We start from the raw sequence: 18,554 nt of genomic DNA on the forward strand, positions 1-18,554 counted from the left end.
GAAGAATTATTTTCTTAATGGTACCATTTCAATATTCAAAAATGGTACCTAATGGCATTATCTCATGTGTTTCTTGGAAAGGGACTGGGGCATGATTCGCAGGGGAAGAAATCAATGGTACAATAATGGCAAGTCAGCCGCAACTGCGGCATGCTTTGAGACTTCCATGAATACACGATTGTGAACGGCGCTGCGACTATGAACATCAAGACGTTTGACGCTTCCCTTCCCAACACCCCTCCCGCCCTTACGCGCGGATCATTGCGGGCGGTCGCGGCCCTGCGCGACCGCATCGAGGCCGGGTTCTACAGCGCGGGCGAGTTCCTGCCGACGGAACGCGCGCTGGCCGAGGATCTGCGCGTGCATCGGCGCGTGGTGCGCGCGGCGATCGACGAGCTGGTGCGCGAAGGGATGATCTCGCAAAAGCCCCATTGCCGCCCCGTTGTTGGACAGTTGGAGGAAGAGACGCAATCGGCAGCCGCCGTTCCTACCCGTGACGCCGGCGCGCTGCCCGCTTCCAATCTGGTCGCCCTGATCATGTGGCACGGCGGCGGCCGGCTGGAGCGCGCCGGCACCTCTCAGGCCCGCGTCTTCTGGGGCGTCAACGATCAGCTCGCCGAAGCCAATTATCACGCCGTGTTTTTAGATCTTGGACGGCAGCCCGGGTCGGAAGAAGAAACGGCGGAGTGTGAAGCCGCCCAGCTAAACTACGCCCTGGAACACGGCTTTGGCGGCGTCATTTTTTACCCCTACGCCTACAGGAGCAACCGTGATCTGGTGAAACGGATCGGCCGGCGTATTCCCGTCGTAATGCTCGACCGGGTCATCGGCGGTCTGGATGTCAATTTTGTGGGCGTCGATAACTACAGCGCGATGTTCGAGATGACCACGCACCTGCTAGCCCAGGGTCATCGCCGCATCGCGTATATTACGAAGAACGAACCGATCCACCCGGTGCAGGACCGCCTGCAAGGGTACATCGCCGCTGTTCGCGACGCCGGCGCGCCTGAGATGGTCGTCACCATCCCCTCGACCGATAACCTGAATGAACCGTGGCCGATTGTCGACGCCATGTTCCGCTTACCCGTGGGAGAGCGTCCCACGGTGGCGGCCTGCTTCAACGACTACACCGCCGTTCATCTCACCACGCATCTGGAGAAACTGGGCCTTACGGTTCCCACCGATGTCGCGGTGACGGGCTTCGACAATATCATCCAAACGCTCCCCAGTGGACTAGGCCTCACGACAATCGCGCAGCCCTATGAAGAAATCGGCCAGCGGGCGGCGCAGATCCTGCTCAGCCGCCACAAAAATCCACTCGCCCCCACTGAGTTTGTCGAAATGCCCTCCCAGCTAATCGTCCGCGACAGCACCCCCGATCTCAATCTTCCGTAGGTTTTCGCGCGCTGCTCGGGGTTTGGCCATACTTCGTAAGAAAGACATGATGGAAGCGGCGCACCGATCCGAAGCCGGCTTCGAGCGCGATGGCCAGAATTGTGCTGCTGGTTTCGGTCAATGCCCGATAGGCGTAGTTGAGGCGGCGCTCCGTAATATATTCGGTGATCGTCATGCCGTACGCGCTATGAAAGAGTGAGGACGCATAATTGGGATGAACGCCGGCGTGCTTTGCAACATCGGCCACCGTGACGCTTTCCCGATAATTCGTGGAGATGAACATCGTCATCTTTTCCAGTTTGTCCCATGGCGTCGCCTATCACGATTTGGCGCTCGCGACCCACGATGCTTCGGCGCGGAAGCGAGCGGAACGGATCGTCCAGAATAACCTCTGCTCCTTCCAGCCCGACGGCCGCGCCTCCTGCGCCTATGTTTACCCTCGGGAGATTGACGGAAATCCCGGGCAGTTCTTTGACGCGTGGGCAAACGATCAGGATTGGGCGCTGGACAATTACCTCATCGTCATGCATTCGCAAAATTAGGCGCCTTTCGAAATAATGGCTGAGCGTCTTCAGGCGCAATCTCGTTTTGGTCCCTTAATGCCTGGCGCCTAATCACCACATGGAGCGAAATAAGTGGTACAATAACAGATAATCCGCCGCATACGCGGCACGATCGACGTTTTCAGCGGTTATCTGAACACTTATGGCGCTGCGACTATGAACATCAAGACGTTTGACGCTTCCCTTCCCGACGCCCCTCCCGCCCTCACGCGCGGGTCTTTGCGGGCGGTCGCGGCCCTGCGCGAGCGGATCGAGACCGGGTTTTACAGCGCGGGCGAGTTCCTGCCGACCGAACGCACGCTGGCCGAAGATCTGCGCGTGCATCGGCGCGTGGTGCGCGCGGCGATCGACGAGCTGGTGCGCGAAGGGATGATCTCGCAGAAGCCCCATTGCCGCCCCGTTGTTGGACAGCCCGCAGACGCCGCCCAGGCCGTCGGCGTCGCCTCTACCCGGGACTCCTCGGCCCTGCCCGCCACCAATCTGATCGCCCTTATTCTCTGGCATGACGGCGGCCGTTTGGAGCGGGCAAGCTCGCCGCAGGCGCGCATCTTCTGGAGCGTCAACGATGAACTGGCCGGAGCCGGCTATCACGCCGTGTTCCTGGATATGAGCCAGCGGCCCGAGAGCGAAGATATGGCGACGCGCGAGGCGGCGCTCCTCAATTACGCGCTGGATCAGGGGTTCGGCGGCGTTATCTTCTACCCGTATACATATCGGAGCAATCGAGACCTCGTGAAGCAGGTCAGCCAGCGTATTCCGCTCGTGCTGCTCGACCGTACGATCAACGGTGTGGACGCCAGCTTTGTCGGCGTGGATAATTACCAGTCAATGTTCGAAATCACCGAGCACTTGCTGAGTCAAGGGCATCGCCGCATCGCGCACATTACGGAAAACGATCCAATCCATCCCGTGCAGGAGCGCCTGCGCGGATATATCGACGCCGTGCGCGCCGCCGGCGCGCCCGAGATGGTCGTCACGACCCCTTCAAACAACAATCCCGAGGAATCCTGGCCGGTCGTCGATGCGATATTTCGTTTGCCCATGGGGGAACGTCCCACGGCGGCGGTCTGTCTCAACGATTACACCGCCGTTCATCTCACCACGCATCTGAAGAAACTGGGGCTTATGATCCCAGCCGATGTCGCGGTGACGGGTTTCGACAATGTCATCCAGACTCTCCCCGGCGGCGTCGGGCTCACCACCATGGCGCAGCCCTTCGAGGATATCGGCCAGAGCGCCGCGCAAATCCTGATCCGACGCCTGAAAAACCCGCTTGCTCCCACCGAGTTTATCGAATTGCCCGCCCGACTGACGCCGCGCGCCAGCACCCCCGATCTTGAACTCCCATAAGATCCCCGCGCCGCACATCAGAAGCGCAGCTTCCCTGGACATTGGATAAATTCTCAGATATTTTTCAACTTGGCTCCAAAAACTACTTGACACTGGTACCAATACGTGTTAAACTATGCCCATGGATCCAATCTTCACACAGTGGGTCCAAAGACCATCATCGTGTTTCTATTAGCGAGTGACGTTATTTATCGAAAGGTCATATTCACAATGAAGAAGAATTCTATCAGATCCGGCTTTACGTTAATCGAGTTGCTAGTTGTTATCGCTATTATCGCGATTCTTGCCGCCATCCTATTCCCTGTCTTCGCACAGGCACGCGCTAAGGCGCGTGATATCGCAACTATTTCCAACCTCAAGCAAGTCGGAACTGCCGCTTTGCAGTATCAGCAGGACAGTGATGGAGGCAGCGTCCCCTGGCAGGCAGGAGGACCAAGTTTTGACTCATGGGCCGTGCTGCTGCAGCCCTATATTAAATCGCAAAACGTTTGTTTCGACGTGCAACGCCCGATACCATTCGTAAAAAGCAATGATCCTACCCTTCCGGCGAATCAGTGGGGATGGAGCACCACACTCGCCATTAATGAGTGGGGATATTCTTCTTTTCAAAGTTACTCCACGGACGTGCGCTTGCCAGATCAAATGGTAAGCACCTCTTCACGGGTGGCGTTCGTCGTGCAAGGCGATCCAGTAGGAATAACTGGCGCCGCTCCACGAGGAGTAGGCGACAATCTCCTGGCGATGCATTGGTTTGATGGAGCGCGCTCAGCGTGTCCCAACCTGAACAATGTTAAGGACACGGCAGCAGACATGTGGCAATACAACCGAGTGTATCAGGGCGCCAAGGATTATCACAAAGGTTACCTGTTGGCAGTGTACGCAGACGGTCATGCCAAAGCGGTTAATATGAGCCAGTATATCGGCGGTGATACAAGCTATGGAGCCTGTGAATCTGTATACTTTGGCGGAAACAACAATAATGACACTTCGACCAAAGGCGGGCGACTGCAGCAACTCTGGGGACGCTGGTGGGACAGAAATTACTAATATCAAGCAAAAGTTCGCTGAGCGAATGCTCAGCGAACTGCGACCCGAGAGGTAAACGGATTGAAGACAGTAGTGAACGCTAAAACCGCATGGATATTTGGAACTTTGGGAGCAATCGCTGTTGTTTCGCTCATCGTGTATATCTACCATGCTACCGATCCGGCGGCGCAGGCTCCCATCGTTACTACAAAGTTCGATATGGCCAACCATGTCCAAGAGATGGGACAGAAAGAGTCTCGCCCCGCTGCGCCGCAAAATATGGCGCCAGGGACTGTCGTCGGCGAAACCACGCATTGATACCATCCAAAATGAGCGCGTGGTTCCTATCGAATTCCCGCGCGCTCACTTTATTTCACGACCGGCGCATCTATTATTAAAAGGATCGTTATTTACCATGAAGAAAAACTCCAACACATCAGGCTTTACTTTGATCGAGCTTCTCGTCGTCATAGCCATCATCGCGATTCTCGCGGCTATTCTCTTTCCCGTCTTCGCCAAAGCGCGCGAAAAGGCCCGCCAGATTTCCTGCGCCTCCAATGAACGGCAGCTTGGCCTTGGGATCATGCAGTATGTTCAGGACAACGACGAAACTTTCCCCGCCGGCAACCAGGGCCATTCGGGCGCGGGGTGGGCCACAAACATCTTTCCATACACCAAAAGCGCCGGGCTTTATCATTGCCCGGATGACGCCAACAGCCGCGGTGTCGAAAGCTACGGCATCAACCAGAATCTCACAGGCGGTGGAACCGGCTTCCGACAGGCCTCGATAAGCCTGGGCGGCCTGAACGCTCCGGCGAGCACCGTTCTTCTCGCCGAGACGACCCAGTACGCCAACACCGTTACTGTTCCCGGAAGCGTGGTGGACGAATGGGACAGCCCCGCCATCAACGGCTTGGCGTGGAATGGCAATAATCCGGGTACGCCGGGAGCCGCCGTGCAAAACATCGAATCTCCGTTAAATACAAATTTGGCGTATGGGTTCGCGGGGGGACAGACGGGCGGCGCCCAGATCGGGCGTCATACCGACGCGGCGAACTGGCTTCTCGCGGACGGCCATGTCAAGTACATCCGACCGGTTCGCGTCTCCATCGGTTACAACGCGCTCCAATCCACTGACGATCAAACGACCGTGGCGGGCACAGGCAATGTCAAAACAGGCACGGCGGCCGGCACTGGATTTTCCAACAACAGCGCCATCACCGGCGGTAAATTTGACATCACCTACAGCGCTCTCTAGAGTCAGACTCAAAGCTTCTGAAGGTATCCTCATCACGACTGCGTCGCGCCGAAAGGCGATGGCGCAGTCTTTTTTGCGCGCCGTCGTGAGGGAAATTCTGGGGCGGCGTTCGTGCAGTTTGGGTATGACACAATCGCGCGTCCATTTCGAAAAACTCGGATCGTTCTGGCGCAAAACGGAAATATCAAGAGCAGTCCTTGTCAGTGTTATACTTCATAAATCCCTCTCAATTTGTCCTGGCGGCGGATCGCTATCACAATCGCCGTTTGGTGGTACAATAAAGAAACTACGATGGCGCCAGGCCCTGGATTTATCGATCATGGCGCTCCGATTTTTTGCATGCCTATGACTACCAAAACGCCAGACACCACGACATCCCCCGAGACTTCGTCCCCAATACGGGCGTCGCGCCGCGTCACCAGTACTCTGAGAGAACGTATTCAGTCCGGATTTTATGGAGTGGGCGACTGGCTGCCGACCGAGCGCGTCCTGGCGGAGGACATGCACGTCCAGCGGCGCGTCGTACGCACGGCGATCGATGAGCTGGTGCGCGAGGGCCTGATCTCCCGCCAGCCGAACTGCCGCCCGGTCGTCGCGGAAGCTCCCGCCGCAGGGTCGGCGACGGGCGGCGACGACGCGAAGGTATCTGCCTCCGGGATTGCTTCCTCTCAGTTCGTGGCCTTGATCATGTGGCACGGCGGCGGCCCGATGGAGCGCGCGGGCACCGCGCAGCAGCGGATTTTCTGGGGCATCAATCAGGCGCTCGGTCAGGCCGGATATCACGCCGTGTTCCTGGACCTGGGCGGCGCGATCGGGACCGAAGCGGAAAACGCGGAGCGGGAAGCCGCTCATTTACGCTACGCCATGGAGCACGGCTTCGGCGGCGTCATCTTCTACCCTTACGCCTATCGGAGCAACCGCGAGCTGATCTACGAAGCGAGCCAGCGTCTGCCTCTGGTTATGCTCGACCGGACAATCAACGGCGTCGCGACGGATTTCGTCGGCGTGGACAATCATCAAGCGACCTACAACGCCACCATGCATCTCTTCCAGCAGGGACATCGACGCATCGCCTACGTGACGAAGATCGAGCCGATCCATCCCGTTCAGGAGCGCATCCAGGGGTATATCGACGCCGTTCGCGCTGTGGGCATCAGCGAGATTATCCTTCCTCTCCCGTCGACCAGCACCAATACGGCGAACGACTGGCAGGTCGTGGAAACGATGTTCGGCCTGCCGAAAGACCAACGGCCGACCGCCGTCGTCTGCGTCAACGACTACGCCGCCGGCAGCCTTGCGGGCTACCTGCTCGACAGCGGCCTCGCCATCCCGGAAGACGTCGCGCTGACTGGCTTCGACGATATCGTGCAGCTTCTGCCCAACGGCGCCGGCCTCACCACCATGGCCCAGCCCTACGAAGAAATCGGCAAAAGCGCCGTCGAACTCCTCCTGCGCCGCCTCAAAGACCGCAGCGCCGCCCCCGCCACCATCGAACTCCCCGCTGAACTCATCATCCGCGCCAGCAGTGTGACGGAGTAAGTATATCTGACACTTAGAGGATAGCTATCTTATACTCCCTCCCCAATCCCAGCAATTCCCTCAGTGTCTCTTCTCAATCAATTGGCCGATATGTAAATATCTGTCTTTCGATTCGAAGGGACCTGCGGGAGAATTATGGATCTCGAAGAGCTTTTGAAAACCACGGTCGCGCATAAGGCGTCGGACCTGCACCTTACGGTCGGCGCGCCGCCGGCGTTTCGTCTACATGGCGAAATGGAGCGCCTGCCTTACCCCGACATGACGCGCGATGTTCTGCGCGCCATGCTTTTGAGCATTCTCACCGGAGAACAGCAGAATAAGTTCGAGGAAAAGCACGATCTGGACTTCAGTATCGAAATCCCCAATGTCGCGCGGTTTCGGGCGAACTACTTTGTTGGACGTCGCGGCGAAAGCGCGGTCTTTCGCGTTATCCCCACTGAGATCAAGACAATCGAAGATTTAGGACTGCCGCCCATCGTCCGGGAGCTGGCCCGCCAGGAAAAGGGGCTGGTGCTCGTGACGGGAGCGACCGGATCTGGAAAGTCGACGACGCTCGCCGCGATGGTCGATATGATCAATCGGGAGCGCTCCGCTCATATTCTCACGGTGGAAGATCCCATCGAGTTCGTCCATCCGCATAAGAAATGCCTGGTCAATCAGCGCGAGGTGCGGGTGCACACCGAAACGTTCGCCAGCGCTCTGCGCGCCGCGCTTCGTGAAGACCCGGACGTAATCCTCGTCGGCGAAATGCGCGACCTGGAAACGATCTCACTCGCCGTCTCCGCCGCCGAAACAGGACATTTGGTATTCGGCACGCTCCACACATCGAGCGCCGCCCAGACCGTGGATCGCATCATCGATGTCTTCCCGCCGCACCAGCAGTCGCAGATCCGCACACAGCTCGCCGAATCGATCCAGGGCGTCATCGCGCAGTCGCTGCTGCCGAAGGTCGGGGGCGGGCGCATCGCGGCGCTGGAGATCATGACCAGCACCGCCGCCGTCAAAAATCTGATCCGTGAGGGCAAGACATTCCAATTGCCGTCAGTCATCGAGACCAACACCAATATCGGCATGCAGACACTGGGACAGGCCCTGCAAGAACTGCTGCTTGCCGGAAAGATCACGCCCGCCGCCGCGATCGCGAAAGGCATGCCGCCTGAACTGATCGCCACGCTCCGACTGCCGACGCTCGCCGCCGAGCCGGCTCATGTTCCCTCGTTCGCGCCGGAACCGCCCAAACTGACACTGACGGAAGCCGCGCCGCCCGTAACCCACACGCCGATCCGGCCGCTCTCCGATGATGACGACCTGGGTGACCTCAAACCGCTCCAGGGCAACGGGTTCTTCGGACGATAACCATAGAGATGAAGATTAAGGACACGTCATGACATCTATTAACGACACCATTGCATCCATGGCGGCGAAAAATCCATTCGTCGGGAATGCGATCGCCCACGCGAACAAGCAAAGCCAGATCCTTTCGAGCCTTTCCGGAAGCTCGGCAAGCGTCACTCTGCAAAGCGTGCTCGCGTCGGCGAAAACGCAGTCGGTCGGCAGCATTGCAGTGCTGCCGACATTGACAGGCGCGTCAGCAATAAGCAATCCGGTGAATAAGACAAGCAGCGCGGCGATGTCCTCAATCACTGCGGATTTCAAAGGCAACTCCGCCATTCTCGTCGCCGACAGCCACTCCCTTCAAAGCAGCCGCCTGCTCTCCAGCCTGACCGGTCTCGGCGGAACATTCTCAGCGACGGCGTAATCGGCGCCCATCCTCCTGATCGAGAAACTCATGAGAAGCGGTATCATCATTCCATGAGCCACCGCCTCACGATCACAGCCTTCTCCACCGCGCTTTACTCCACCTGGATCTTCGTCGAAGATTTTCGTTTACTGCTCGATGCCGGCGACGGAGTCTGCGCGGGGCTGCTCGGCAAGAGCCGCAAGATTGACTGGGTCGCGGTCACGCACGCCGATCGCGATCACCTCACAGGTCTGCTGCAATTGCAGCAGCTCAACGCGCACGACGGCAAGCCGCAGATCTTCTACCCACGCGACGCGACGTCGTTTCCCGCCTTTGGCGAGTTTTGCCGTCAGTTTGATCCTCGATCCGGCGGCGAGATTACCTGGAGCCCCATTGAACCCTGGCAGTCTTACCCACTCGGCGACTCACTCAGGATCGAAGCTCTCCCCAACAATCACATTCAAAACAGCGAAATGGTGAAGAGCGTCAGCTATCGAGTGCTGCGTGAGAAGCAAAAATTGAAGGCTCAGTACGCTCCACTCTCTCAAGCAGAAATCACGGCGCTGGCCCGAGCGCAGGGATCGGACTCGCTGATGGAAGCCCATACGGAGGTCCTGCTGTCCTACGCCGGGGATATCGGCCCGACGGCGCCCGATCAATGGCTCGGCAGCCAGATCCTCATCCATGAGGCCACATTTCTCAAGGAAGAAGACTCCGGCAATCGCACCCAAAGCAAACAACATCCCCGAATGCCCCGGCGTAATCAGCACAGCATTCTGCCGGATGTCCTCCAGCTAGCGAAAGATGTGCAGCCGGAGATCTTGATCCTCAACCACTTCTCCTCGCGCTATTCTTCGGAAGAAGTCGACGCAGCGGTCATCAGCGAAGCATCACGGCTTGGGTTGACCTTTCCTGTCCACGTCATCCCACCCGGCCACATCGTCTCCGACTTGCTCTCACATCCCCCAGCCTGGGCGCCCATCTAAATTTATTTCCAGCAAAACTTCAAAGCCGCCATTATTATGATACAATAAGATATAAATATCTTATTATCCACTTAACAGTTTGAGGCAAGAACATGATCTCACAAACATCCGAATATGCGCTGCGCGCCATGGTCTTTCTGGCGGAGCATCGGGACGGCTTGCAGGCGATCCCCCAGATCGCGGAGGCAACCAAGGTTCCGGCCAGTTACCTCTCGAAGGTCATGCAAAATCTGGCGAAGGCAGGTCTTGTGCATTCTCAGCGCGGCATGCACGGCGGATTTTCGCTCACGCGCGGCAATGAGGATTTGACGATTTACGATATCGTGCAGGCGGTCGATCCAATCCAGCGCATCACCAAATGCCCGCTGGACCTCCCTGCCCATGCCCAGGAGCTTTGCGCGCTCCACTGCCGGCTCGATCAGGCGGCGGAGATGATCGAGAACAGTTTTCGTGAAACAACATTAGCCGCACTGCTGCGGAAACCGATCTTCGGCGCTGTCGCCGAAAAAACACCATAAGAAAGAACCCCTCATGTTAAGCGAACAACACCGCTCCATCGTCCGCGCCACCGTTCCCGTTTTACAGGAATACGGAGAGGCGATCACCAAAGCATTCTACGATGAATTGTTTACGGCGCATCCCGAGCTGCTCAATATGTTCAACCTCGCCAATCAGCGCGACGGCGGACAGGCGCGCAGCCTGGCGGCGTCGATCCTGAGCTACGCCGCGCATATCGATCATTTGGAATCGCTGGGCGGTATGGTCGAACGGATCGCGCACAAGCACGCCAGCCTCCATGTGCTGCCGGAGCAGTACCCCATTGTCGGCAAGCACCTTCTGAGCGCAATCCGCACGGTGCTCGGCGCAGCGGCGACCGATGAGATCATCGACGCCTGGGCGGCCGCCTATGGCCAGCTCGCGGATATCATGATCGGACGAGAGTCGGACCTTTATGCACAGGGAGAAACGCAGCCCGGCGGGTGGAGCGGCTACAAACCGTTTCGCGTTCAGCGTAAGGTTCAAGAAAGCGACGCCATCACGTCATTCTATCTCGTCCCGGCCGACGGCGCTCCCCTTCCCCCGTTTCGTCCCGGCCAGTACCTGGGCGTAAAGTTCCAGGCGGCGAACGCCGAGCGAGAGCAGATCCGGCAGTACAGCCTTTCCTGCGCGCCGAACGGCGAATACTACCGAATCAGCGTCAAGCGCGAAGCGGCTCCCACGGACAACCTGATGATCCGCCCCGGCGTCGCCTCCAACTACCTGCACGATCATATCCAGGTCGGCGATACGCTTCCGGTCACGACCCCATTCGGCGACTTCACGATCGACGGCGCCGAGAATCGACCGCTGGTGCTGATCAGTGGCGGCGTGGGCATTACTCCGGTGCTGAGCATGCTGCATCACGCCGCAGGGCAGTCAAATACATGTCCCATCGTCTTCATTCACGCCACACTGGATCGAGCGAATCACGCATTTGGCGCCGAAATCAAAGCGCTGACCTCGGATTACTCTCAAATCCGCAGCGCTGTGCTTTACGAAAAACCAGGGCAGGACGATGTGCATGGCGAGCATTACGATCACACCGGGTTATTGACGGCGGACATCCTGAAGTCTTATATTCCGGAAGATCCCGCCGAGTTCTATTACTGCGGTTCGATCGGATTCATCGGCGCGGTCGAGCGGATTCTGGACAGCCTGAACGTTCCGATAGATCGGCGTCACACCGAGGCGTTCGCGCCCGATCCGTCGTTTGCGACGGAGATCGCCGCGTGATCGACTACAGAGTAGTAGAGAGGACGCCTTGACAAACCGGCGCTCGCCTCCCCATAATTTCGAATAGTATCCACAGCCTGCCGCACGACGCCGCAGGCTGTTCCCATTTTGCAGGAGTAACCCCATGACGTTCGATCCCAAACACCGCAGTCGGACTATCACCGACGGCCGCGACCGTGCGCCGGCGCGCGCCATGCTCAAGGGAACCGGATTTTCGGATGAAGACCTGCGTAAGCCGATCATCGGCGTCGCGAATACCTGGATCGAGACGATGCCGTGCAACTTAAACTTGCGGCATCTCGCCGAGAAGGTCAAGCAGGGGATACGCGAGGCGGGCGCGACGCCGCAGGAGTTCTGCACGGTGGCGATCAGCGACGGCGTCACCATGGGAACCGAAGGCATGAAGACCTCCCTCGTCAGCCGTGAAGTCATCGCGGACTCCATCGAGCTGGTGGGACGCGGGCATATGTTCGACGCCGTCATCTGTCTGGTCGGCTGCGACAAGACCGCCCCCGGCGCCGCAATGGCGCTTGCGCGCCTGGACGTTCCCGGCATCATCCTCTACGGCGGCTCCATCGCCCCCGGCCGGTTCCAGGGCCGCGATGTGACGGTACAGGATGTCTTCGAAGCGGTCGGGGCGAACGCCGCCGGCAAGATGAGCGACGAAGATTTGCTCGATCTGGAAAACCACGCCTGTCCCGGCGCGGGCGCATGCGGCGGCCAGTTCACCGCCAACACCATGGCGATCGTCATGGAGTTTCTGGGACTATCGCTGATGGGCAGCTCCGGCGTTCCCGCCGTCGATCCCAAGCGCGACGACGTCGGACGCCTCGCCGGGCACGCGATCGTCGAACTCCTGAACTCAGGCGTTAAGCCGAGCGACATTTTGAACCGTAACGCCTTTGAGAACGCCTTCCGGGGCGCGGTCGCCACAGGAGGTTCGACCAACGCCGTCCTGCACCTGCTGGCGATCGCGCGTGAAGCGAATGTCCCACTTTCCATCGGCGATCTGAACAACATCAGCATCGACACGCCGATCATCACCAATCTCGTTCCCGGCGGCAAGTACGTCGCCGTCGATCTGCACAACGCCGGCGGCACGCGTCTGGTCGCAAAGAACCTCCTTGAAGGCGGTTTATTCCATGGCGAGGCACTCACCCCCTCCGGCAAGACCATCGCCGAGGAAGCCAATCTCGCCGTCGAAACACCAGGTCAGCAGGTCGTGCACACCACGGACCACCCCTTCAAGAAGAACGGCGGCCTGATCATCCTGCACGGCAACCTCGCGCCCGAAGGCGCCGTGATCAAGGTTGCCGGCTACGAGCGGATGCTGCACACCGGCCCCGCCCGCATCTTCAATCGTGAGGAAGACGCAATGGACGCCGTGACGCACCGGCGCATCCAGCCCGGCGATGTCGTTGTGATCCGCTACGAAGGCCCCAAGGGCGGCCCCGGCATGCGCGAAATGCTCGGCGTCACTGCCGCCATCATGGGCCAGGGCCTCGGCGCCGATGTCACCCTGATCACCGACGGCCGCTTCTCCGGCGCTACTCGCGGCCTCTGCGTCGGCCACATCGCCCCCGAAGCCGCCCACGGCGGCCCCATCGCGCTGATCGAAGAAGGCGACATCATCACCCTCGATATCGAAGCCCATACCCTCAGCGTGGACATCAGCGACGAAGAGATGCAGCGCCGCCACAAACTCTGGAGCGCCCCCTCCCCCCGCTACGAAACCGGCGTCCTGGCAAAGTACGCCGCCACCGTGTCCAGCTCCTCCGAAGGCGCGATCACGCGGCCGGTGTGGAAGTAAGAAAAATGAGAGCAGGCGACATCGCCTGCTCTCCGATTAATCCAAAGCGGAAGGCGCCTCAGAACATCCCTCTCATCAGACGGAGGAACTCGGCCAGGATCGGGTTGTCCTGGCCGTCCTTCCACGCCATTGATAACTCAAGCCTGGGAGTAAAGTTCTGGATCGGACGCAGGACGATCCCCGGCGATTGCGCCTCCGCACAGCTCGCGCCGACCAGGCCGACGCCCAGCCCCGCCCCGACCAGCCACATCACTTGCGCGAGTGATTCCTTTGCTTGAACAGAGCGAGGCTGAAAGCCCGCACGTCCACATGCGGTAAGAATATCGGCATGGAGTGATGGAAAGACCTGTTCCGGAAATAGGAACAGGTTTTCCTGACCAAGCATTTCCAATGTGATCACCGGCTGCTTTGCCGCAAGGTGCTCCTGCGGCAAAGCGAGAACGAACGCTTCCCGCAGGAGTTCGTGGCTGATCAGCGATGTATTTACGGGCGGCGCAGGCAGGAACGCCACGTCCGCTTTTCCTTCGGCGACCATCCGTTCCTGGTCCGAGTACGGTGTTTCCATCAGCATTACCCGCAGATCGGCATCTCGATCCCGCAGCGTTCGCATGGCCTGCGCAAACGCCACATCGAATGCGTAAGAATATTTGCATAGACAAGCGCAGCTGCTTACGCCGATCTTCTTCTCCTTCCATTGGCCGGCGGCTCGCGCCGCCTGGATTGACTTTTCCGCCTGAGACAGAGTGGCGCGCGCTTCCTTCAGAAACGCCTGCCCTGCGAGTGTGAGCGTTACGCGACGCCGGTTGCGCTCGAAAAGCGGCAGGCCGACCTCCTCTTCAAGCTGCCGGATTTGGCGGCTGAGAGGCGGCTGCTCCATAAATAACTTTTCCGCCGCCCGGCGGAAGTTCAGTTCATCGGCAACGGCCACAAAATAACGCAGGTGACGCAGTTCCACGGGTGATACCCTCCAGGTATCAGTGTATCACAGAAAAGAGTATTGGACAGCGCTCGGACCTTGCCTTTATAATACGGGCATGAACATCAAACTCTCCAAAAGTTTCTTTAAGATGTCTTTCCTGATCGTGAGCACATCAATCCTAATTCTTCCGGCGGCGCTTGTTGCCCAATATGGCGCTCACGCCCAAACAGACGGCGCGGCCCCGAAAACACCCCGGACTAAGAGCGGCGCGTCGGAAAAAAGCAGCCGCTTCCATGTGCAGGGCGATATTCAAACGCTCCCCATCACGATGGTGCGTGAGTTTCCGTACATCTCCGCCGAGGTCAATGGAATTCCCGGCAAGCTGATGTTCGACACCGGCGGGCAGGGGGCGCTAAGCCTGAACGATCATCTGATCACGAACCTGGGACCAGGGAAAGTGGTGGGGAAGGGTATGTTCGGCAGCGGACAGGAGTTCACGGTCAATCTTCACTCAAGCGTCGACCATGTCTCGGTCGGCGAAGGCGCAAACCGACTCAGTTTCACCAGCCCGCAAAATATCATCAGTCAGAACCTGGAGTTCATGCAGAAAGACATCACGCCCGGCGCGATGGGACTGATCGGATATGAGTTCTTTGACGGCTACCTGATGAAGCTCGACTACGGCGGCGGCAAGATCACCTTTTACAAAGCGACGGAGGCGCGACGGGCGTCGAAAGACTTCCTGAAGGGCGAAATCGTGCTGGCGACGCTGCCGTTCGAAACGCGTAAGCTCCCAAATCACCCCCTCATTCCTCTCAAAATCGGCTCACACGATTTTCTGGGCGCATTCGATACGGGTCAGCTCGGAGGAGCATATCTCAACCCGGAAACACAGCAAGCCATGATGCAAGAGGGGCTGCTGAAGCCCCTCTCCCAGAAATCGGGAGAGGGTGGCCCGGCGCGCTGCCGGATCGACGACATTCATCTCACCGGCGACGACGGCCATTCGATCACAGCGTTCGTGGACGCCGTTCCCGTCTTCAACCAGCCCAGCCCAGCCGCCGAACCGATGGGCGCGCCGGAAGCAAATATCATCAATCTCGGTTACGCCTTCCTGAGCCACTACAAGACCGTATGGGACTACCCGGACAAAAAGATCTATCTGCTCAAGAAGTAAGCGCAGGGGAGGCGCCGCGCTACCCTCCAACCGGCCGCACCTCCGCGCCGTCGAACGCCGTATCCTCCCCGATCTCCCGCCATGCCGCCAGTTCTTTCTGCTCTGCGGCGCGCTTCTGCTCCAGAAGGCCGTAGGCGTCGGCGCCGAGGATGAGGCGCAGGGGCGGGTCGTCGCTTTCCACGGCCTGGATCATAGCGAGGGCGGCGCGGTGCGGGTCGCCGGGCTGCTGGCCGGCGTTGCCGTAGAGGTATTGGCGCATGGGTTCGATGACGGGTTTGTAGTCTTCGATCTCGATGACGGGGCGCATGTTGGAGTCGCCGGCGAAGTCGGTTCGGAAGGCGCCGGGCTCGACGATGGTGACGTGGATTCCCAACGGCTTTAGTTCTTCACGCAGGCATTCGGAGTAGCCTTCGAAGGCGAACTTGGACGCGCAGTAGACCGCGAACGCCTGATAGCCAATCTGGCCGCCGATGCTCGTCAGATTGAGGATGCGGCCGGAGCACTGGGCGCGCATTGCGGGCAGCGCGGCGCGGGTCATTTCGACAGCGCCGAAGAAGTTGACTTCCATCTGGTCGCGCAGCTGTTCTAAAGTGAACTCCTCGGCGGCGCCCAGACTGCCGCGGCCCGCATTGTTGACCAGGACGTCAATGTGGCCAAACTTCTCCAATGCGGCGTCCACAACGGCCTGTCGGTCGCTGGCGTTCGTGACGTCTAGTCGGACGGCGAGCGCCGTTTCGGGATATTTCTCTACAAGGTCAGCAACGGCTTCGGGCTTGCGCGCGGTCACGACGACACGATCGCCGCGATCTAAAACGGCTTCGGCGAGCGCTCGGCCGAAGCCGCTGCTCGTGCCGGTGATGATGTAAACTTTGCTCACGTATTCGATCTCCTCTTGTTTTTGGCCGTTACCCATGGAAGAAGACACAGAAAAAAACCGCTGGGGCTCACAGAGCCCCAGCGATTTTGAGATTAGGATCGGGCAATGTGGTTACGGCGCGGGTTCAACTACATTCGCCAGGCCGACGTCGAGACCTTGCCCGCCGACAGTCTGGTGGCAATGCGCGGCGATCGTGACGGTGGCGCCGGGCTTCAGGAGGGCCTTGGCGGCTGGTAGGATGGGCAGGGTGACGACGGTAGTCGCGTAGCTGCCTTCCTGAGCGGCGAGGACGCCGTTGACGTAGATGTCGATGTCCTCGTCGTGGAACACGTTAAACTGGAGGTCCTTGAGGTTGCCCTGCGGGACGGTCAGCGTGCGGCGGATCCAGATGTCGTTGCTATTCCAGTCGGTGTGGTTGGCTCCCTGGTTGCCGAATCCTGCCTGGCCTTGCTTCCAGCCCGAGTCGTCAAAGCCGGGCTTGCTCCAATCATCCGACGGCTTGTCGGTGGTGTAGCGCCATGTCTGCTGCAGCGGCGCGACGACGGTGACGATCGGCGCCTTCGGCAGGGGAGCCCAGCCGCCGACTTTCATCGTGTCCCGGCTCGACCACTTCTTCCAAAGCGCCTTGTCGTCCAGCGCCTTGATGAAGACGCCGCCGATCACAGGGCGAGCGTTGAAGCGAATACCGCCGCTGCTGTTATCCACATTGTAGGAGTCGACAAACGGCAGATGCTCATCGGTTGTATTGAGATAGTCGTAGGTCGGATTGATTAGCGCTTCGAAATCCGCCTGATTATCGGCAAGCGTCGCGCTCCAGAACAGCCAGTCGGTCTTCGTCAATTTCGTGCGGGAGTCCAAAGCAGTCCCGTATTTGAGCGCGACTTTCTTGTAGTAATTGACTTCCCGCTTAGCGACCGAGGCAGGGAAAACGTTCAGGTCCAGAATTTGATCCCAGACGAGATTATACTTCAGGCTCCAGGTGTTAGGCTTGTCGAAGGCGAGCCGGGAGTGGTCGCCGTCATCCGCGACTTTCATCCAGTGCGCGGCGTCGTCCTTGGCGAGCTTGGCGTACTTCTCAGCGCCGGCAGTGTCGCCGCGCATCTTACACAGGTCGCCATAGGCGGCCAGCGCCAGGATCGCTTTGAGCGAGAGATTCGAGTTGTGCGCGAGGTGGCCCATGAAGTCGTCGGTGCAGAGCTGTTCTTCGGGGTCGAGGCCATACTGTACGAGGTAGTCGGCCCATTTGGAAATCGTCGGCCACCAAGGGGTGATGAAGTCCGCGTTGCCGTCCGACTTCGCGATGGCGTCGCAGAGCAGGATCATATTGCCCGATTCTTCGACCGGCATCTGCTCACCGCCGTCGTCGGTGCCGCGCGCGATCGGGTAAGTTCCCAGGTCATGCGGGGAGTTCGGGAACTTCCAGCGCTCGGAGGAGCCGTAGTTGAGCACCGGAACCATCGCCGCTTTCATGAGCGTCGGGCTCAGGAACAGCCACTGCGGCCCCATGGGGAAAAGGATGTCCACGGTAGAGATATCGCCGTTGCTGTTGTTTTCCTTGGGGAAGAAGAGCGGCTGTCCATTGCGGTCCGCCGCGAGGCCGTTCGCCGCGAAGCACTGTCGATAAGCCAGCGCAGTCATTTCGGCGTATTTCGCCCCGCCGCTTTTCGTCAGATCGGCCATCAATTCATTATCGAAGGCGACGCAGGCTTTGGTCAGACGGTCATAATCTTTTTCGGCGGCCGGCAGCAAGGTCGCAGGGGTCGCGCCGTTGCGACGCCAGTACGGGCGCAGTTTCTCGCGGAAGAAGTTGATTGCGTAAATCTCATCATAAGCGACGGTGACATGGCGGGAGACGGCCGTCGTCCCAACATTACCGAGGTCGAACGTGACTGCGAGGGTCGGCGTAGCGTCGTTCGCCGGGCGCGGCTTACGCGTTTCGTCATTGGCCGGGAGGACACCGCTCTCGACGAAGGCGCCGGTCAGCGTGTCCGACGCGCCGATGGCGGACTTTGCCTGCGTGGTCGGAGCGGAAAGATAAGCGTAGCCCCAGTCCAGGGTCACGCCATCTCCGGAGATTCCCAGAATATTCTGCTTCTCGGTGCCAATGCTCATCGCCGTGACCGGGCCGAATGTCTCATGC

Annotated in this window: 18 protein-coding genes; 14 read left to right on the plus strand and 4 right to left on the minus strand. The window is 59.2% G+C overall.

Annotated elements, in window-relative coordinates; translation table 11 throughout:
• Positions 1-198 precede the first annotated feature (198 nt).
• Positions 199-1,395, plus strand: coding sequence for a GntR family transcriptional regulator (locus tag ABIZ35_RS27485; protein WP_348223139.1), 1,197 nt, complete (start codon positions 199-201; stop codon positions 1,393-1,395).
• Here the strand turns inward: ABIZ35_RS27485 and ABIZ35_RS27490 are convergent.
• Complete coding sequence (locus ABIZ35_RS27490) at positions 1,382-1,678, minus strand: AraC family transcriptional regulator (protein WP_348223140.1); 297 nt, start codon at positions 1,676-1,678, stop codon at positions 1,382-1,384. The two genes, ABIZ35_RS27485 and ABIZ35_RS27490, sit on opposite strands and share 14 nt — an antisense overlap.
• On the opposite strand from ABIZ35_RS27490, the gene ABIZ35_RS27495 reads away from it, so the two are divergent.
• The 12 genes from ABIZ35_RS27495 (at position 1,671) to ilvD (ending at position 13,441) form a co-directional block, all read left to right on the plus strand.
• Entirely contained in the window at positions 1,671-1,937 is a 267-nt protein-coding gene (locus ABIZ35_RS27495; protein WP_348223141.1) for a hypothetical protein, read from the plus strand. The two genes, ABIZ35_RS27490 and ABIZ35_RS27495, sit on opposite strands and share 8 nt — an antisense overlap.
• A gap of 177 nt (positions 1,938-2,114) precedes the next feature.
• Positions 2,115-3,308 carry a GntR family transcriptional regulator gene (locus ABIZ35_RS27500; RefSeq protein ID WP_348223142.1) on the plus strand — a complete coding sequence of 398 codons (1,194 nt, stop codon included), beginning with the start codon at positions 2,115-2,117 and terminating at the stop codon, positions 3,306-3,308.
• Between the two features lie 210 nt (positions 3,309-3,518).
• Entirely contained in the window at positions 3,519-4,355 is an 837-nt protein-coding gene (locus tag ABIZ35_RS27505) for a prepilin-type N-terminal cleavage/methylation domain-containing protein (protein ID WP_348223143.1), read from the plus strand.
• Positions 4,356-4,427: 72 nt separating this feature from the next.
• Positions 4,428-4,652: a hypothetical protein gene (locus ABIZ35_RS27510; RefSeq protein WP_348223144.1), complete on the plus strand. Its 225-nt coding sequence runs from the start codon at positions 4,428-4,430 to the stop codon at positions 4,650-4,652.
• Between the two features lie 97 nt (positions 4,653-4,749).
• Positions 4,750-5,592 (plus strand): DUF1559 domain-containing protein, encoded by an 843-nt coding sequence (locus ABIZ35_RS27515; protein ID WP_348223145.1) that lies wholly within the window; start codon positions 4,750-4,752, stop codon positions 5,590-5,592.
• Between the two features lie 345 nt (positions 5,593-5,937).
• Positions 5,938-7,131, plus strand: a complete 1,194-nt coding sequence (locus tag ABIZ35_RS27520) for a GntR family transcriptional regulator (protein WP_348223146.1) — start codon at positions 5,938-5,940, stop codon at positions 7,129-7,131.
• Positions 7,132-7,266: 135 nt separating this feature from the next.
• Positions 7,267-8,487: a type IV pilus twitching motility protein PilT gene (locus ABIZ35_RS27525; protein WP_348223147.1), complete on the plus strand. Its 1,221-nt coding sequence runs from the start codon at positions 7,267-7,269 to the stop codon at positions 8,485-8,487.
• Positions 8,488-8,515: 28 nt separating this feature from the next.
• Positions 8,516-8,890, plus strand: coding sequence for a hypothetical protein (locus tag ABIZ35_RS27530; protein WP_348223148.1), 375 nt, complete (start codon positions 8,516-8,518; stop codon positions 8,888-8,890).
• 53 nt (positions 8,891-8,943) lie between these two features.
• A complete protein-coding gene (locus ABIZ35_RS27535) occupies positions 8,944-9,858 on the plus strand; it encodes an MBL fold metallo-hydrolase (protein WP_348223149.1) in 915 nt (304 codons plus the stop codon).
• Positions 9,859-9,950: 92 nt separating this feature from the next.
• Positions 9,951-10,376 (plus strand): Rrf2 family transcriptional regulator, encoded by a 426-nt coding sequence (locus tag ABIZ35_RS27540; RefSeq protein ID WP_348223150.1) that lies wholly within the window; start codon positions 9,951-9,953, stop codon positions 10,374-10,376.
• A gap of 13 nt (positions 10,377-10,389) precedes the next feature.
• Positions 10,390-11,631: an NO-inducible flavohemoprotein gene (gene hmpA, locus ABIZ35_RS27545; RefSeq protein WP_348223151.1), complete on the plus strand. Its 1,242-nt coding sequence runs from the start codon at positions 10,390-10,392 to the stop codon at positions 11,629-11,631.
• A 124-nt stretch (positions 11,632-11,755) separates the two neighbouring features.
• A complete protein-coding gene (gene ilvD / locus ABIZ35_RS27550) occupies positions 11,756-13,441 on the plus strand; it encodes a dihydroxy-acid dehydratase (protein ID WP_348223152.1) in 1,686 nt (561 codons plus the stop codon).
• Positions 13,442-13,499: 58 nt separating this feature from the next.
• Here the strand turns inward: ilvD and ABIZ35_RS27555 are convergent, their stop codons facing one another.
• Entirely contained in the window at positions 13,500-14,396 is an 897-nt protein-coding gene (locus tag ABIZ35_RS27555; RefSeq protein WP_348223153.1) for a LysR substrate-binding domain-containing protein, read from the minus strand.
• A gap of 79 nt (positions 14,397-14,475) precedes the next feature.
• Between ABIZ35_RS27555 and ABIZ35_RS27560 the strand changes: the two genes are divergently transcribed.
• Positions 14,476-15,537, plus strand: a complete 1,062-nt coding sequence (locus ABIZ35_RS27560) for a retropepsin-like aspartic protease (RefSeq protein ID WP_348223154.1) — start codon at positions 14,476-14,478, stop codon at positions 15,535-15,537.
• A gap of 19 nt (positions 15,538-15,556) precedes the next feature.
• On the opposite strand, the gene ABIZ35_RS27565 is transcribed toward ABIZ35_RS27560, so the two are convergent.
• Positions 15,557-16,414, minus strand: coding sequence for an oxidoreductase (locus tag ABIZ35_RS27565; RefSeq protein WP_348223155.1), 858 nt, complete (start codon positions 16,412-16,414; stop codon positions 15,557-15,559).
• 111 nt (positions 16,415-16,525) lie between these two features.
• A partial coding sequence (locus tag ABIZ35_RS27570) for a DUF4965 domain-containing protein (RefSeq protein WP_348223156.1) occupies positions 16,526-18,554 on the minus strand: 2,029 nt, incomplete at its 5' end.

The organism is Capsulimonas sp., from assembly GCF_039929585.1.
Taxonomy (GTDB): Bacteria; Armatimonadota; Armatimonadia; order Armatimonadales; family Capsulimonadaceae; genus Capsulimonas.

Coding starts and splice junctions, on each gene's coding strand:
- ABIZ35_RS27520 (WP_348223146.1), top strand. CDS start 5,938: ATGACTACCAAAACGCCAGACACCACGACATCCCCCGAGACTTCGTCC.
- ABIZ35_RS27490 (WP_348223140.1), bottom strand. CDS start 1,678: ATGTTCATCTCCACGAATTATCGGGAAAGCGTCACGGTGGCCGATGTT.
- ABIZ35_RS27530 (WP_348223148.1), top strand. CDS start 8,516: ATGACATCTATTAACGACACCATTGCATCCATGGCGGCGAAAAATCCA.
- ABIZ35_RS27540 (WP_348223150.1), top strand. CDS start 9,951: ATGATCTCACAAACATCCGAATATGCGCTGCGCGCCATGGTCTTTCTG.
- ilvD (WP_348223152.1), top strand. CDS start 11,756: ATGACGTTCGATCCCAAACACCGCAGTCGGACTATCACCGACGGCCGC.
- ABIZ35_RS27495 (WP_348223141.1), top strand. CDS start 1,671: ATGAACATCGTCATCTTTTCCAGTTTGTCCCATGGCGTCGCCTATCAC.
- ABIZ35_RS27500 (WP_348223142.1), top strand. CDS start 2,115: ATGAACATCAAGACGTTTGACGCTTCCCTTCCCGACGCCCCTCCCGCC.
- ABIZ35_RS27535 (WP_348223149.1), top strand. CDS start 8,944: ATGAGCCACCGCCTCACGATCACAGCCTTCTCCACCGCGCTTTACTCC.
- ABIZ35_RS27485 (WP_348223139.1), top strand. CDS start 199: ATGAACATCAAGACGTTTGACGCTTCCCTTCCCAACACCCCTCCCGCC.
- ABIZ35_RS27560 (WP_348223154.1), top strand. CDS start 14,476: ATGAACATCAAACTCTCCAAAAGTTTCTTTAAGATGTCTTTCCTGATC.
- ABIZ35_RS27505 (WP_348223143.1), top strand. CDS start 3,519: ATGAAGAAGAATTCTATCAGATCCGGCTTTACGTTAATCGAGTTGCTA.
- ABIZ35_RS27525 (WP_348223147.1), top strand. CDS start 7,267: ATGGATCTCGAAGAGCTTTTGAAAACCACGGTCGCGCATAAGGCGTCG.
- hmpA (WP_348223151.1), top strand. CDS start 10,390: ATGTTAAGCGAACAACACCGCTCCATCGTCCGCGCCACCGTTCCCGTT.
- ABIZ35_RS27515 (WP_348223145.1), top strand. CDS start 4,750: ATGAAGAAAAACTCCAACACATCAGGCTTTACTTTGATCGAGCTTCTC.